The organism is Planctomycetaceae bacterium, from assembly GCA_041398785.1.
In the GTDB taxonomy this organism is placed as follows: domain Bacteria; phylum Planctomycetota; class Planctomycetia; order Planctomycetales; family Planctomycetaceae; genus JAWKUA01.
On sequence record JAWKUA010000009.1, the window covers coordinates 67,294 to 83,150 of the forward strand.

Genomic DNA, 15,857 nt, shown 5'->3' on the forward strand with positions numbered 1-15,857 from the left:
TAACAAACCATGGTCTGTACAAATCGAAGCACACCGTGCCCGTGAGACGGAGCGGAAGGTTAGGAGCCGATGAAAAGGTTCAACTCACCCGGTGTTAAGGTTCTGTGTATTCGCGGAAGATTCAAAATCGGCAATGTCGGTAGCCTTTGCAAAGATCTGCAGATGTGTCTGAAAGCTGACACCGCGGCAGCCGGGCGCTCTTCGCTCAAGGATCGCAGGAAATTCTCAGAACCTTAGCGCGGCGCTGTGAAAATGGTGTGGTAACACTGCGGCCGTGACGTTCGAGCGTTGTGAACTCGACCCTGTCATTCCGCGGAACCGCTCTCACGGAACGAAGTCTGAAATGAACACCGGAAGAAGAAACAACAGGATCGGATTCACTCTGATTGAACTGCTGGTCGTCATCGCCATCATTGCGATTCTGATCGCACTACTGTTGCCCGCCGTCCAGCAGGCGCGCGAAGCGGCTCGCCGCACCGAATGCAAGAACAAGCTCAAACAAATCGGTCTGGCTCTGCACAACTACCATTCCACATACAACTGCTTTCCTCCGGGAAGAATGCAGTACGATCGTATCGTGGCGGGAGTCCCCTCGGCCGGGACGTATACCAGCTATTCTGATGTCAGCCTGTCCAACTGGTACGGAAACAAGTCAGTGCATTTGTTTCTGCTGCCGTATGTCGATCAGGGCAACTCCTACGCTCTGATTGATTTTGGCGTGACCAGTTCACCGCGAATGCTGCAGAATGGCGCTCCCGCGCATCCGAACTACGCGGCGTTCAATCTGGCTGCCGGAATTTTCCTTTGTCCGTCCGACGCCAACACCGGTCGCGGCACCATGGAAAACAACTACCGTTACAACTTTGGCGGGTCAACGCCATACCAGGGAGCGGACACATGGAACGACAACAACTGCCTCGGCGGCTGCCAGGCGATCTCAGACGGCAATGGCGCCTTCGCGTATCGGCATGTGACGCGATTCCGCGACTTCACCGACGGCACGACCAACACAGTGGCCTTCAGCGAACGCACCAAAGGTGCCGGGTTCGATGTCAACACGACTCCGCCGACGCCTGCCGACACGATCACCCAGCCGAACCGCAATACGGGTTTCGTCTCGGACATTGACGCGATGTACCAGGACTGCCTGAGCTATGTACCGCGAGCGGACCGGTTCAATTTCAACTCAATGGGTCGCTGGCTAAACGGAAGCGACTTTTCCAACGGCTGGGCGACGGCCGCCTATTCGTCGACGATGTACAACCACGTTGCGACACCGAACTGGAAAGGCACGGACTGCGGTGCGGCAAGCGCAATCGCCGACGTCCCCGGAGAAGCCGCCATCATTTCCGCCCGCAGCTTTCATATCGGCGGCGTGAACTCACTTCTGGCCGACGGCTCCGTGCGATTCTTCAGCGACAGCATCGATCTGGGTATCTGGCGGTCGCTCGGAACGCGCAGCGGTGGCGAAGTGACGGGGGAATTCTGATGAAGACCCGCATAGTCTTGAAATTCAGCGCCGTGCAGATCCCCCGGTCACCGATTCTGTACCTGTGCCTGCTGTGCTGCGGTTGTTCGGGCCAGGCACAACTTGCCGAGGAACGTCAGGCAGGGCAGTCAGCGTACGACGACGGGGTTTCGCAGTTTGATTCCGGCCAGTACGAGGAGGCAGCAGCAAGTTTTGAGACTGCGCTTGGAGGAGTGTTGGAACCGGATTTGATCTTTCCGGCAGCACGTCTTAGAGCACTCAGCCTGGCGAAAACGGACCGCGTCGACGAAGCTCTGCAGGTACTTCGCGAAAACGAACAGGGAGCTTCAGGCCCGGAAGCCATCACGCTGGCTCGCGCTGAGGTCTACGCGTCCGCTGGTCGCCGGGAACTCGCGAAACAGGAATACGCGGCCGTCAAGAAAATGAATGCCAGGTTTCAGATTCCTGCGGAGTACCGCTGATCCGTCGACGAGCGCGGGTGCCGCAACATGCGCTGCCGCCTATGGCTCTGGACGATCGACATCAATATCAACGAAGACCAGGCGGTGATCTGACGCGCCGCCGCCTTTCGGTCCCAGCAGATTTTCCCGGCCGATGTCCCGCAGTTCCGATTCGGTGGGCCAGTAAACTTCCGCCTTTTGAATAGTCAGAGTCGCAGACGGCAAGACGTAGTCGATTCGCAGGTTACCGGGGGTACTGTCGTTGAAGTCTGCGGTATCAAACGACGGATCGCCGCGGTGCGAAGTATTCGCCTCCTGCTGCAGACGAGAGGCCTCCGCGCCGCCGTCTGACCGCGGAACCGTTGCGGCATTGATGAGCGGGCTGCTTAGCAACAGGTCGATCGGGTCGCCGGTGTTGTCGCCGTCGATCGGATCCGCGTTCAGGTCTCCCAGAATCACGAACTTCGCAGCGTCGAGCAGTCCGCCCTTCCGAACCGCAGGAGTTGTGTTTCCCGCAGCCGCCCATTCGCTGTCGTCGTAAATGTATTCGGCGCCGGAGATGTAGTCGGCCAGAAACCGAATCTCGTCGTGATTTCGCCGGCCATTCCGGTCGACGATGGTCGGGTGTTCAAAGTCGGTTTCGGCCCCGTCGTCAAACACCGGCGGAGTCGGATGGCTTGCCAGCACATGAATCCGAAAACCGTCGACGTCGATCGGAACGTCCCAGTGGCTCTTCGAAGACAAACGCAGCACGTTCAGTTCCGCCGGTGAGTAGAAACTGCCGCGATTCCCGTCACCATCGCTGTCGGCGGGATCCGGTGGCAGCCAGTTGCCGGGCATGTCCTTCCACAGGAATTTCTGAAACGTGCGGACGTCAGCTTCGACAATCGGGAACTGCGACAGCAGCACCATTCCGTACTGACCGGGAAATTCACCGAATCCGAATGCATCGTTGCCGCCCGCAACCGTTCCGTCGTTGTCCAGATCCAATCCCGACGGAACGCCGGTGTTGGGCGAAGCCAGGAAATGATGCTCGTACCGGATCGGCTCGATTCCCGGTCGCGGAACGTTCAGGTAGTTGTCCTGAAACAACCGCAGTGCTTCCGCGTTCTCGTCGAAGTCAAATTCATTCAACAGCAGCACATCCGGCCGGACTCGGCGAATGATTTCGGCGACCGCCATCGCCTGACGATCGTTGGGCTTCGACAGATTACGGACCAGCTCGCCGGCTTGCCGACGATTCAGTGACGCGTTGAACGTGGCGAATCGAATCGACCGTTGCCCTGCCAGTAAAGCAGTTTTCGTGAAGACGGCACCGCGATGCGAACCGCTGACTTTTGCGCTGCCGGGTTCCGAGGTGTCGGAATCTTCGCCGTGTTCCGGATGAGTTGCAGTACCGCCATCGGAAGCAGTATCCGACTCTTTCTTATCTTCTCTCATCTTCCTTCGCAGCGTCGACGTGTCGCCACCCAGTTCGTCGCAGCGCTGCAGTTCGGATTCGGCTTCGAGCCAGCAACCGGCAGCAATCAGAATCTGCGCCCGCGTGTCATGAAACGACGCATGGTCCGGTTTCTGAGCGACGGCAATATCAGCCAGTTCGATGGCTTCGTTCAGCAGAGCATCGGCCGAGTCGCCGGAATCGCGGCTGGCCTGGCGATACAGCATCCAAGCGAGATCGTTGGCGATCACCGGATGATCCGGGCGGCCCGCGTGAGCCCGGCGAAGATGTATCATGGCCTGCTGCGGCCGGTTGTCACCGGCTGCGGCGGTGCCCAGCAGCAAGTCCACCAGCCACTGAGAATCCCGGCTGAGAAGAACCCGGTGAAGTCCGGCAAAACACTCGTGAACCATCCGATCAGTTCCGTCAGCGCGAGTGATGGACGTCAGCGTGTACTCACGGCTGGTGTCGGCCTGCGGATCGACCGTCATTCTCAAAGCGTTCAGTTGTTCCCGAACTTCGCGAGGCGGCAGCGTCGTCATCCAGGCCGAGTAAACGTCGATCACCATGTCGACGGTTGCGGGATCGACGGATTGATCACACCCTTCCAGCGCCACGGTCAGCGCGTCGAACAGCCGGCCCTGTTCGGCGTAGGTATTCAGCAACCGCCGACGTTGTTCAGCGTCGTCAGGATTGCGCCGCAGGTCATCCCGCATCCGGGCAATCGCCTGGTTCCGCTCATCGGCTGCCTGTCGGCGCTGACCGCTGGCTTCCAGCAGTCGTGCCAGCAGCAACTCGTGCCCGGCGTTGTCATCGGCGACGGGCCGCAGAAAGCCGATGGCCTGCGAGTACGCTCCGTGAGTGGCCAGCAGACTCACCAGTTCCAGTCGCGTCGCCAGGCTGTCGGCTTCCGTTTCCATTCGATATCGCAAAGTCAGGACGTCGTGGAGTGCGGTCCTGTCCGGGTGATCACGGTAGTACGCCGCCAACGCCTGGTACGCAGGAAGGTAGCCGCTGCGCCCGTCGATCGGCGCCAGCGCCGTGAGCATGCGCAGGCCGCGAGCTTCCTGACCGCGGCCCAACAACGCAGCGGCGAATTCGACGGTGACCGCGTTCGGATCGGACGACAGCGGGATCGCGCGACGGTAGAGAATTTCGGCCTGCTGCAGGTCGCCGGCATTCACCGCCAGAGCAGCTCGCTGACGGTAATCAGTCGCCAGCCGCTTTCGCGATTCCGGAGATCGCGTCATCAGCACTGTGGCGACAATCGCCAGCGTGACGGCAAGCGAAGGAATTCCCAGCAAAAAATGCAATGGCGATCGCGATACGAGCCAGCGCAGACAGAACCGGGGAATGCCCTTTGCAAACGGCCACGGCCGAAAATGAAACGCCAGCAGACTGCGGATCATCGTTGTGCTTTCCAGTGCCGCAACACTCTTGCCAGACAGACATCGAACAACTGCCGGTCCGCAGCCGATTCCGCACCCAGCGGCTGCGCCGTTCGAGTAACAACAAGCTGCATCTGCCAGACGTCCCCGGTATCTCCTTCGTCGCCGCGGCGTGCCAGAGCGGCCACCACCGTTTCCGGAATGCTGCCCGCCGCGACCTCGCGCGGCACGGGCACCTTCTGACCGGAATCCCGAAACGAACCGAAGTACAGCGATTTGTACTCGCTGCGGCCACTGGTCAACTCAACGCGAGTCACCGTGTCGTCGAATTCCGTGCCCAGAATCCGCCAGCCGGCGCCTGCGTGGTTATTCGGGTCCGAGTCCTGATTCCGGTAGCTGACTCGCTGGTCGTGCCATTCAGAAAACGGACCGTCGACGGAGACCACGATCGTGCGATCCTCCTGTTGAAGAGTCCAGGTGCGGGACTGCGGCCCGAACTGTCTGCGCGGCAGCCCCTGCCGTTCGACTGTGTCCTCAACGCCGACCACCGACAACCCCCGCGCCGCGTCGGCGAACAGATTCTCCGGAAGTGACGGAAGCACAGCCCCGCGCCGGGTACCTGCACCATTCGCGTGCGACCGCGCGCCGACCAAGAGCATTGCGTTCGCCACGGGAGCCGCGACAACGCAGACCGCCAGAGTTCGAAGCAGCGTACGACGCCTCAGACTCATCCCGCGGCGGCTGTCGCCGACATGCCCCGGAAGCAGGCGGCGGTCGGTGACGGTCAGCAGATTCCACAGGGCAATTGGCGTCAGTATTCGGGCACCTGGCTGTTCGGTGATTCCGCTTCCGGACGTCGTAATGGATTCCAGAACGAACCTTAAAAGCCGCAGCGTCGAACCGATCATCGCGACGGAAAAGGCCAGGACGCCACAGCCCAGAATGGTGTGCGAAGTCCCTTCGGTCAGGTCAACCGCGTACCAGGCGTCAGCGACGGCAATGGCACTGATCCGCAGAACGTTGCTGACGATGCTCCACCACGCCACCGACGGCAGCAACAGACAGGCCACCACGGCCCGAGGCCGAACCGCAGCGACATACAGCAGCGCCACCGCCATCAGCGTGTAGAAGGAACTGACACCGCTGCAGGCTTCTTCGACGAACAGGCGGCGGTTCGGCAGTTCCAGAACGTTGCCGCTCATCAGGTGGTCAATCTGCAGGGCATCCAGCACACCGCTGGCACCCTGCGATGAAAGCCGCTGCAGCTTTTGAACGAGCGTTGCGTCGAACCCCAGCGGCAGTGGAATCAGAATCACCAGCGTCCGCCAGAGCGATCGCAGAATCGGAAGTTCCGCCAGCAGGGCATCTCCCAGCAGTAAGGCTGAAACCGCCGCCAGCCAGGAGGAACGCATCCAGACCGAAAACCCCAGCGTCAGCAGGGCCAGTCCGGCGGACACCAGCCCGGTATGCCAGTTCTCGCGACACAGGTCGCCGATTTCACTGCGATGCTGCCACGCAACAAACATCAGCGCAACGAAGAATACCGGAAAGAACTGAAAATAGTCGCGCTGCCACAGTCGCTGCCCGTGAGCCGTCAGCGGCACGGCGTACGCAACGACCGCACACGCGACGAACCACGCCCAGGACGCGTCCGGCAGTGTCCGTGAAATGGAACGTTGCGCCGCCATCACGCCATCGTGGATCCGGACACTCCGGCAATCCTGACCAGCCGCTTCTTTCGCCGAAGCTGTACAACGCCGAAGGCGCCCAGCAGAAGTGCTGCCAGCACCATACCTGACGGTTCGGGCACAGCGGCAATCTGAACGGTCGCGGCGGTGGCTGTACCGATGTTCAGAATTCCCCCAAGGTCGTCAGAGAAACTCGAACCGACCAGATCCAGAGCAAGTTCGACACTGTCGCCGGGCGTCGCCGCCGCATCAGCCATGAACTGCATCCGGGCCAGCAGCAGCGGAGCAGCTGTGATTGACGTATTCCCCGCCACCAGCGACGCGTCGAACGTCGCGTTGAACGGGTCGAGTATCGTGACGCCGTCCGGTGTCGGGGGAATCCCCAGTGTGGAGATCTCCGTGGCGTCGCCAAAGACGTAGTTGTTGGCCGAATTTCGATACACCACTCCTGACTGGTCCGTGAATGTCACCGCCGCTCCACCGACAACCGGCGTCGATGTGAACTGCGCGAAGTAGGTGTTGAGATCGTCGGTTCCCGTGCTGGTAATCTCCGCGTCTACTGTGAACACTTCTCCCGGTGTCACGGTGAAGAAGGAACTCTTGGTGGCGTCACCCGTCCGAAATAACCGGATTTCCAATTCAGCCACTGCCCGCTGTGTCGGCATCAGCAGGCACGCGGCCGCCAACGCAGTAACTCCGATTTTCATGTGCATACCCGAAATCGCTGAAGGTTGTGCTGTGTAAAAAACCTGACGCAAACCGGTTAACCGATACGCGGTCAACTCTGTGCAGCTTGCCCAGTGTGGGTCGCACGTGTTAAGGAACCGTGAGGCCAACGAAGAAGATCGGGTTAAAGTTGGGACTTGATCGTTAACAGCGTCACCGATGATTCGGGCCGTTTCATTCACGACTCCAGCGGAGAACTCTCATGGCATTTCCCGTCGAAGGAAAAACAGCACTGGTCACCGGAGCCAATCGCGGCATCGGAAGGGCAATCGTCGAAGCACTGCTGAACAGCGGCGCGGCCAAGGTTTACGCGGCAGTTCGCAACCCGAAGTCGGCGGCGGAACTGGTTGAGTCTTCGGGCGGTCGCGTGGTCGCCGTGGAAACCGATCTTCGCCAGCCCGCAACGATCACGGCCGCCGCGCGAACGGCCGGTGACGTGGAACTGGTGATCAACAATGCCGGCGTGCTGAAGGTGGCGAATCCGTTTTCGGACAGCGTGTTCGAATCGCTGGACTTTGAAATGGATGTCAACGTGAAGGGTCTGATCCGGATGGCTCAGGCATTCGCCCCGGTCCTGAAAGCCAACGGCGGTGGAGCCTTTGTGCAACTGAATTCCGTCGCGTCGCTGCGGAACTTCGCGGACTTTGCGACGTATTGCGCATCGAAGGCCGCCGCGTATTCCATCACACAGGCTCTGCGCGACATGCTGCGCGAACAGAGGACACTGGTGGTCAGTGTGCATCCCGGTCCGATCGATACGGACATGGCTCGCGATGCCGGCCTGGACGACATGGTGGAACCGGCTTCGCTGGTTGCCGACGGCATCATCGCGGCGCTGGCAGCCGGCGACTGTCACGTCTTCCCCGATTCCATGGCGCGCGGCATGTGGCAGGCGTACGAAGGCTTCGCGAAAGCGGTCGTCGAAGGCGAAATGGCGTAGCGACGCTGGCCAACGATGCGGATCCGGCACACGGATCGCAGCGCTATTCGTCTTCGCTGCGCAGCCGTGCCAGCACGGTGTAGTCTTCCAGAGTCGTGGTGTCGCCGACGGATTCGCGGCCGGCGGCGATGTCACGCAGCAGGCGGCGCATGATCTTTCCGCTGCGGGTTTTTGGAACCGCAGCGGCGAAGCGGATCTGGTCGGGAGTCGCCAGGGCTCCAATCTGTTCGCGGACGTGGCGGATGAGTTCCTTCTTCAGAGCGTCATCGCCGTCGCCGGACTTCAGTGTGACAAAGCAGCAGATGCCTTCGCCCTTGATTTCGTGAGGGAACCCGACGACTGCGGCTTCGGCAACTTTTGGGTGCGAAACCAGCGCGCTTTCCACTTCCATCGTGCTCAGCCGGTGGCCGGACACGTTGATGACATCGTCGACACGGCCCATGACCCAGATGTAGCCGTCATTGTCGCGACGGGCACCGTCGCCGGCGAAGTAGCAGCCTTCCACTTCGCTGAAGTAGACCTGAATGAAGCGGTCGTGGTCGCCGTACAGAGTTCGCAGCATGTGCGGCCACGGCTGTCTCATCACCAGCAGGCCGCCCTGATTCGGCCCCAGGCTTTCTCCCTGCTTGTTCACGATGTCCGGAACAACACCCGGCAGCGGGCGCGAACAGCTTCCTGGTTTGGTCGCGGTGACTCCCGGCAGCGGGCTGATCATGATGCCGCCGGTTTCCGTCTGCCACCACGTATCGACGATGGGGCAGCGTTCCTGACCGATGACCTTGTGATACCACATCCACGCTTCGGGATTGATCGGTTCGCCGACGGTGCCCAGCAGTCTCAGGCTGGTCAGATCGTATTTGTCGGGCCATTCATTGCCCCACTTGATGAAGGCACGAATGGCCGTCGGAGCGGTGTAGAAGATGCTGACCCGGTACTTTTCGATGATCTCCCAGAACCGCCCTTCGTCCGGCCAGTTGGGAGCGCCTTCGTACATCACCACGCTGGCTCCGTTGGACAGCGGGCCGTAGCAAATGTAGCTGTGTCCCGTGATCCAGCCGATGTCCGCGGTACACCAATAGGTATCGTCTTCCTTCAGATCGAACACCCATTTGGTGGTCATCATCGTGCCCAGCAGGTATCCGGCCGACGTGTGCAGAACTCCCTTGGGTTTCCCCGTGCTGCCGGACGTGTAGAGGATGAACAGCGGATGTTCGCTGTCGAGCTGCACGGCATCGCATTCGGCGGACGTGCCTTCCATCAGGTCGTGCCACCAGAAATCGCGGTCGGGAACCATATCGACGTCGCCTCCGGTGCGGCGGACGACAACCACCTTTTCGACGGACGGTGACTTTTCCAGACTGGCATCGACGGCGGCCTTCAGAGGCACTTCCTTTCCGCGCCGCCAGCCGCCGTCGGCGGTGATCACCAGCTTTGCCTGAGCATCGTTGTTTCGGTCAGCGACCGCGTCCGCGCTGAAGCCGCCGAAGATGATCGAATGCACGGCTCCAATGCGGGCACACGCCAGCATGGCGATTGCCAGTTCGGGAACCATCGGCATGTACAGCGTCACGCGATCGCCGGTTTCGACACCCAGCTTCTTCAGCACATTGGCAAAGCGGCAGACTTCGCGGTGCAGATCCTGATACCGCAGAACGCGAGTTTCACCGGTTTCACCTTCCCAGATGATGGCCGCCTTGTTGCGGCGTTCGGTCTCCAGATGCCGGTCCAGACAGTTGTAGCTGACGTTGATCTTTCCGCCCTGGAACCACTTCGTGTTGGGCATGGCACCTTCCATGACCGTGTCCCAGCGGCGGAACCATGTCAGGTTGTCGGCCATGTCCGCCCAGAACCCGGCCGGATCATCCTTGGCTCGCTGCCACATCTCCGAATACTGCTGTTCGCTGCTGATGTTGGCGTGTTTCGCGAACGTGGCCGAAGGAGGAAATGATCGGGATTCCCTGAGAACGCTTTCGATGTTCTGGCTGGCATCGGCCATGTGAGTTGCTTTCCCGGTCGGTTCGAAGATTCGGTAAGACCAGCGCACTGCCGGTCAGGCGGAACGCATTTTGAAGCAACGCGAACGAATGTCCAACCGACGGCGCTGGAATGCAGGGCACAGGCGCTGACCGCGTCGTTCGCTATTCCCTATTCCCTGTTCCCTATTCACTGTTTGCTCCGACGCTGGGTCCACGCCTGCGCGGGAATGACGGAGAAGTTGCGCGGGGATAACACGGGGCATGTTGTGCGGAAATGACGGAATGGCATCGTGCCGCGAAGCGTGCTACCGTGCGCCCGCTTGCTCGCATCACAGACTGCCACATCAACAACGGATTGTCGCGGCATGGCTGACACGTCCCTCCTTCCCGAACACACCTACGATCTCATCGTCATCGGCACTGGTCCCGGAGGCGAAGGCGCGTCGATGGAAGCGACGAAGCAGGGCCGTCGAGTTGCCGTCGTCGAAAAGCAGCCGCGGATCGGTGGTGCCTGTACTCACCTGGGCACGATTCCCAGCAAGTCGCTGCGCTATGCGATTTTTCGGATGTCGGAATTCCACAGCAATCCGCATTTCCGCGAACTCGGTGTGCGTTTCGACATCAGTTTTCAGGATCTGCGGCGGAGTGCTCAGTCGGTCATCAATCGCCAGGTCGAGATGCGTCGCGGGTTTTATGACCGCAATGACGTGAACGTGATTCCGGGTGTCGCCTCATTCATCGATTTGCAGCACGTGAAGGTGGTCAACGGCGACGAACAGACCATTCTGAAAGCCGATGCCTTTGTGATCGCCACGGGAGCCCGGCCGTATCGCCCGGACGGTGTCGATTTCAGCCATCCGCGGATCTTTGACAGCGATACAATTCTGAATCTGGCCGAAACGCCGCGCACGATGACGATTTACGGAGCGGGGGTGATCGGCTGCGAATACGCGTCCATGTTCCGCAATCTGAATGTCAAACTGAACCTGGTAAACACGCGAAGCAACCTGCTGGAATTCCTGGACGACGAAATCTGCGACGCCATCAGCTATCACATGCGCGACACCGGAGTCCGCATACGGCACAACGAAGTGCTGGAAAATGTCGAGACGTTCGACGATCACGTGCTGGTGCATCTGAAGTCCGGCAAGCAATTGAAGAGCGACATCCTGCTGTGGGCCAACGGACGATCGGGCAATACGGAAGACCTGTGTCTGGAAAACATCGGCATCACTGCAAACCATCGCGGACAGATTGATGTGAACGAAAGTTTTCAGACGATTCAGCCGCACATCTATGCAGTGGGCGACGTCATCGGGCCTCCGGCACTGGCCAGCGCCGCTTACGTTCAGGGCCGCTTCGCTGCGAGGCATTTCTGCGACGGAGAAACCGGGCACTTCGACATGGCAGCGGTGCCCACCGGCATCTACACCAGCCCCGAAATCAGCTCACTGGGCAAGACCGAACGGCAGCTCACCGAAGAATGCGTTCCCTATGAAGTCGGTCACAGCATGTTCAAGCATCTGGCTCGCGCGCAAATCATGGACCGGCCGGTCGGGATGCTGAAACTGCTGTTTCACCGCGAGACGCTGGAAATCCTGGGCATTCATTGTTTCGGAGTGAACGCCGCGGAGATCATTCACATCGGCCAGGCCATCATGTCGCAGCCGGGAAAAGCCAACTCACTGCTGTACTTCATCAACACCACGTTCAACTATCCGACGATGGCCGAAGCCTACCGCGTGGCCGCTTTGAACGGATACAACCGAGTCCAGTGACGTCCGGCGTCCGGGCGAACAGCCGCCGTTCGCATCGCGGCGCGTGGTTACTTCGCCGCTTTGCCGCGGACTCGGCGAGCCAGCGTGTCGACGACCTGGGCGATGGACATTTCGGACGTGTCGACGATGGTGGCGTCGCGAGCGGGTTTCATCGGCGCATGAACTCGGTTTTCGTCGCGCGTGTCGCGCTGACGAAGCTGAGTCGTCACCGTTTCCAGAGTCAGCGTTGAACCCTTCGACACCATTTCTCCGTGACGCCGCCGGGCTCTGGCATCGACGCTGGCCGTCACGAAGAATTTGTGATCGGCGTGCGGAAACACAACCGTCCCCTGATCGCGGCCCTCCGTCACCAGGCTGCCCGACTTGCCGACAGCGCGCTGCAGTTCCACCAGCACGGCTCGCACGTCCGGGTTGGCGGCGACGATGGACGCGATCGCGGTGACTTCCGGACAGCGGATGGCACCGGACACCGGTTCTCCGTCCAGCAGCAGTTCATCGTCGTCGAACGTGATGCTTAGCTGCCGCGCTTTTTCCGCTACGGCAGCGGCGTCCTTTTCGTCGATCTTCGCGCGGACGATCGCCAGAGCCACCGCTCGATACATGGCTCCCGTGTCCAGATAGCGCACGTCAAGCTTTTCCGCCAGCAGTCGGGCGACCGTGCTTTTACCGGACCCCGCCGGGCCATCAATCGTCACAATCATGGGTGGCGTTTTTACCGGCATCCGGGACGTTCAGAAAGTCAATTCGACTTCGCGGATTTGAAATGCGGAAAACTCCACCACAACCCCGTCTTCGCCGACGGGAAGTTCGCGAATGTCGCGGCCGTCCGGTCGCCGCAGCCTGGCCGATCGAACTTTGCGAAGCGTGCGAATTCCACACGAAGCCGACAACCCTTCGGTTTCTTCCAGCAGCAGGATCAGTCGCACTGGCTGCGATTCCTGCGGCACTGCATCGGCTGCGCTGTTGCAGTCGTCCGCGGTCCGAGTTTGATCGTCAGTTGCAGGTTCACCGTCGGTCGACAAATCAGCTTCCTCACGATCACCGGTTTCCGTGCGGATGCGGGCCAGAGTCACGTTTTTCGCGGTCAGTCCCAGCAGCCAGCCGCTGTCGGCGGAAGCCGGTATTGCATCGGATGTCGCTACGGTCAGCGGCGGCTGCAGCAGGTCGCTGACCGTGCGCATCGGGAATGGCTGATCAAACTCGATCGTGAACCGGAAGCGACGCGTCTGCTCGCCTTCCACCATCAAAAGGCTGTCCAGCATTCTCGGCCCGGATCGGCGATGATATGGCCGACCGTGCGGCACGATCAGCAGCCGATAGTCAGAATCCGCGACCTCAATATAGTCCGGCGATTCGAAGCGTTCCGAACGAAAGCCCGCGGCCTGCCCAAGCACGCTTCGAGTCACCGACGCGGCTTCGTTGTCCCACGCGAACCGGCAGCCGTAGTAAGTCATCCACGGATTGCCGTTCGGTTCATGAACCACGTTGTCAAACTGCAGGCCGATATGCAGCCGGGGAAAGTCGCGTTCGACGGCCGTGGTCTGCGTGACGCGAGCCAACACGCTGCCGGTCGCCGGATCGCAGATGTCGCTGACCGTCTGAATTTCGCCAAGCCACGGGCCTGCCTGACGAACGGTCAGCGACACCATCCGGGTTGTGGCATACGACACCGACAGTTGTTCGCCGTCCACTTCGACCTTGCGACCGTTTTCGTAGCGAAAACCCGCCTGCTGACTCAGCCGATTGCCGCGTTTGCCGTGAAAGCGGACTTCGCCGACACCACCTGTCGCTTCATTGATCAGGACTTCGAAGAAACGATTCCGCAGCAGATAATCTTCGGCCAGCGGACTCCCTTTGTCGGACGACTGGCGGGAAATCGGCGGCACGGAACCGTCAGCCTCCGTCAGCCACACGAATCCGCAGGCGGGCAGGTTCAGATTCAGAATCGTGGTGCCGCTTTGTTCGTACGCCTGTCGGCAGGCGTCGCTGGCGGCGGGAAGCTTCAGATCCGCGGGCCACGTCAGCGCGTGATGTCGCGAATACGGCAGCGGATTCAGAATCACGAGGCCGCGACGGTGTACGCAGGTTCGCGGCAGCCGTCGGCAGGTGTCTTCGGCGATCTGCTGACCAAGTTCATCCAGTCGACGTGAGATTTCCGCGGCGGACTGCGCCTGTTCTTCCGCGGTACGGCTGGTTTCGCCGTCGGCCCGGCGGGATTCTTCTTCCATGATGGCCAATGCGAGCTCGTCGATGCCGGCGTCTGGCTGGTGAGTTCGCGGCTGAAGCACAGCCGACATGGCGCTCATGGCGGCGAAACTTTCCAGCCGCGCTCGCGCGGTGAACAGCTCAGCCGGCGACGAAATCGGCGACTCCGTCTTCAGCACCGACGATTGAATCAGCGTCGGCCCGAGATACTCGCCGGCGCTGTACTGAACGGAGTTTGCTCCGGCCCCGCTGCCGCTGATGAAGTCGTCAAATGTTGTGAATGAGCCCAGCACCGGAGCGTACCGTTCAATCCGTTTCAGATCAGTCAGCCACGGGTTCTGCAGCGAAGGCAGCCGAGCCAGCAGCATCACCGCCGTGTTGTCTTCCTGCATGCTTTCCGCATAACGGTCAGCGAATCGAAGGAATGCTGACGAACTGTCGATGGCAACCGGAATCCGCGAAGACGCCATCACCTGGCTGCCGTCGGGCCCCTGCCACAGCACCTGACCTCGTTCGCGGTCCGGATAAACGCCGTCGTCCAGAGCCACATGCAGCGCTGATTGATAGCCGAACAACGACAACACCGCCGGCAGCGAATGAACCATGCCGAAACGCCTGCGAGCCCAGTTCGCGGGCAAGGTTCCGATCTGTCGCAGCAGTTCCGTCTGCCCGAAACGCAGGTCGTCGTACAATGTCGCCAGGGAACCCAGGACCGTCCGCAGTTCGAAGCGGTGCCCCGTCAGCAGACTGGCCTGCTGAGCTTCGATCGCCGTTCGCAGTTTCGTGGCCAGTCGTTGAATCGGGGAATGCAGGGCTTCGGCGCTCCGGTCGCCGCCTTCCAGCCGCTCGGTGAGTTCTCCGACGGAACAGCACAGATTCAGGGGCCCTGACGTTTCCAGCAACGTACACAGATCGTCGGCGGTCGTTTCCGTTGACGGCAGACAAACGTCCAGCAGGAAACACTCAACCGGATGAAACTGCTCGCGCGCGTTCAGCAGACACTCAAAAGCGCGTTTCAGATGGACGCCCGTCTGTTCGACTTCGCCCTTCAGCAGCGATTCCGCGGCGGCCTGGACTTCCGTCCGCAACAGATGCTGATTCGGCTCGACATAGTGGTGCAGCCGGCGACTCATCAGCAGCACGAGAAAGTGACACGTCCCGAGCGCTAGAAAGTCGGCGACCAGATCACCGTCCAGCGTTGCCGGAGCGCTTTCCGGGCCGAGGATTCCGGCCGCCTGGCTCTCCACGGCGGCCAGCCATTCGTCACGTTCCGTGCAACCGGACACCACCAGGGCTCCACAGGCTTCGTATTGCTGCCGCCAGTCGTGGGCCGGCCGGTCTTCGCTGACGGAAGGCACGATAAGGATTTGCGGAGTCTTCGGGCCGTCGGCGAAGTCAGCCTGCCGAAAGTCGGGAATCCCGCGAGCCATTTCGATCAGTCGGGGATGCCAGGCCACAGCGATGGCATTCAGCAGCGCCGCGGCCTGAGGTTCGTCCAGGTCCCTCGGCATGTCTTCGATGGAATAGCCGGGGATCAGGACGGAGATCGTGTCGAATTGCGGGGCATCAGACATGAGGTTGAAAAAAAGCGTCAGTTTGCGGGAACAGACAGTGGTGATTCGTCGTCAGAATAACAATGCTGCCGGTGGTCGTCTTTGTCACGGTTGGCATTTGCAACTTGCAAAAAGCCGCGAATTCACTGACGATACAAAGAATTTTCAGGGGAACTTCGAAAAACAGGCCTGGCTCCGGAAAAGCGTTCAGCAGCGGCGATTGTTGCCCTGATTTG

Annotated in this window: 10 protein-coding genes; 4 read left to right on the top strand and 6 right to left on the bottom strand. The window is 60.6% G+C overall.

Going from position 1 to position 15,857, the window contains the following annotated elements:
• The first annotated feature begins 343 nt into the window (after positions 1–343).
• Positions 344–1,489, top strand: coding sequence for a DUF1559 domain-containing protein (locus tag R3C19_12370; GenBank protein ID MEZ6061151.1), 1,146 nt, complete (start codon positions 344–346; stop codon positions 1,487–1,489).
• On the top strand, positions 1,489–1,950 hold the full coding sequence (locus tag R3C19_12375) for a hypothetical protein (GenBank protein MEZ6061152.1): 462 nt from the start codon (positions 1,489–1,491) through the stop codon (positions 1,948–1,950). The genes R3C19_12370 and R3C19_12375 overlap by 1 nt, the downstream gene beginning before the upstream one ends.
• A 39-nt stretch (positions 1,951–1,989) precedes the next feature.
• Here the strand turns inward: R3C19_12375 and R3C19_12380 are convergent, their stop codons facing one another.
• Genes R3C19_12380 through R3C19_12390 form a run of 3 tightly spaced genes read right to left on the bottom strand, consistent with a single transcriptional unit; the run spans position 1,990 to position 7,150 of the window.
• Entirely contained in the window at positions 1,990–4,776 is a 2,787-nt protein-coding gene (locus R3C19_12380) for an endonuclease/exonuclease/phosphatase family protein (protein MEZ6061153.1), read from the bottom strand.
• Positions 4,773–6,443: an exosortase U gene (gene xrtU / locus R3C19_12385; protein MEZ6061154.1), complete on the bottom strand. Its 1,671-nt coding sequence runs from the start codon at positions 6,441–6,443 to the stop codon at positions 4,773–4,775. Before xrtU ends, R3C19_12380 begins: the two co-directional genes overlap by 4 nt.
• The gene (locus tag R3C19_12390; protein ID MEZ6061155.1) at positions 6,443–7,150 is read right to left on the bottom strand and encodes a hypothetical protein; all 708 of its coding nucleotides are present in this window, start codon (positions 7,148–7,150) and stop codon (positions 6,443–6,445) included. The genes xrtU and R3C19_12390 overlap by 1 nt, the downstream gene beginning before the upstream one ends.
• Positions 7,151–7,371: 221 nt before the next feature.
• Between R3C19_12390 and R3C19_12395 the strand changes: the two genes are divergently transcribed.
• The gene (locus R3C19_12395; protein MEZ6061156.1) at positions 7,372–8,109 is read left to right on the top strand and encodes an SDR family oxidoreductase; all 738 of its coding nucleotides are present in this window, start codon (positions 7,372–7,374) and stop codon (positions 8,107–8,109) included.
• Positions 8,110–8,152: 43 nt separating this feature from the next.
• Here the strand turns inward: R3C19_12395 and acs are convergent, their stop codons facing one another.
• Positions 8,153–10,105 (bottom strand): acetate--CoA ligase, encoded by a 1,953-nt coding sequence (gene acs, locus R3C19_12400; protein MEZ6061157.1) that lies wholly within the window; start codon positions 10,103–10,105, stop codon positions 8,153–8,155.
• A gap of 345 nt (positions 10,106–10,450) precedes the next feature.
• Here acs and sthA point away from each other — a divergent pair, with 345 nt between their 5' ends.
• Positions 10,451–11,863 carry a Si-specific NAD(P)(+) transhydrogenase gene (sthA, locus tag R3C19_12405; protein ID MEZ6061158.1) on the top strand — a complete coding sequence of 471 codons (1,413 nt, stop codon included), beginning with the start codon at positions 10,451–10,453 and terminating at the stop codon, positions 11,861–11,863.
• Between the two features lie 47 nt (positions 11,864–11,910).
• Here sthA and cmk read toward each other — a convergent pair whose 3' ends face one another.
• A complete protein-coding gene (cmk, locus tag R3C19_12410) occupies positions 11,911–12,564 on the bottom strand; it encodes a (d)CMP kinase (protein MEZ6061159.1) in 654 nt (217 codons plus the stop codon).
• A 30-nt stretch (positions 12,565–12,594) separates the two neighbouring features.
• The gene (locus R3C19_12415) at positions 12,595–15,642 is read right to left on the bottom strand and encodes a hypothetical protein (GenBank protein ID MEZ6061160.1); all 3,048 of its coding nucleotides are present in this window, start codon (positions 15,640–15,642) and stop codon (positions 12,595–12,597) included.
• Positions 15,643–15,857 lie beyond the last annotated feature (215 nt).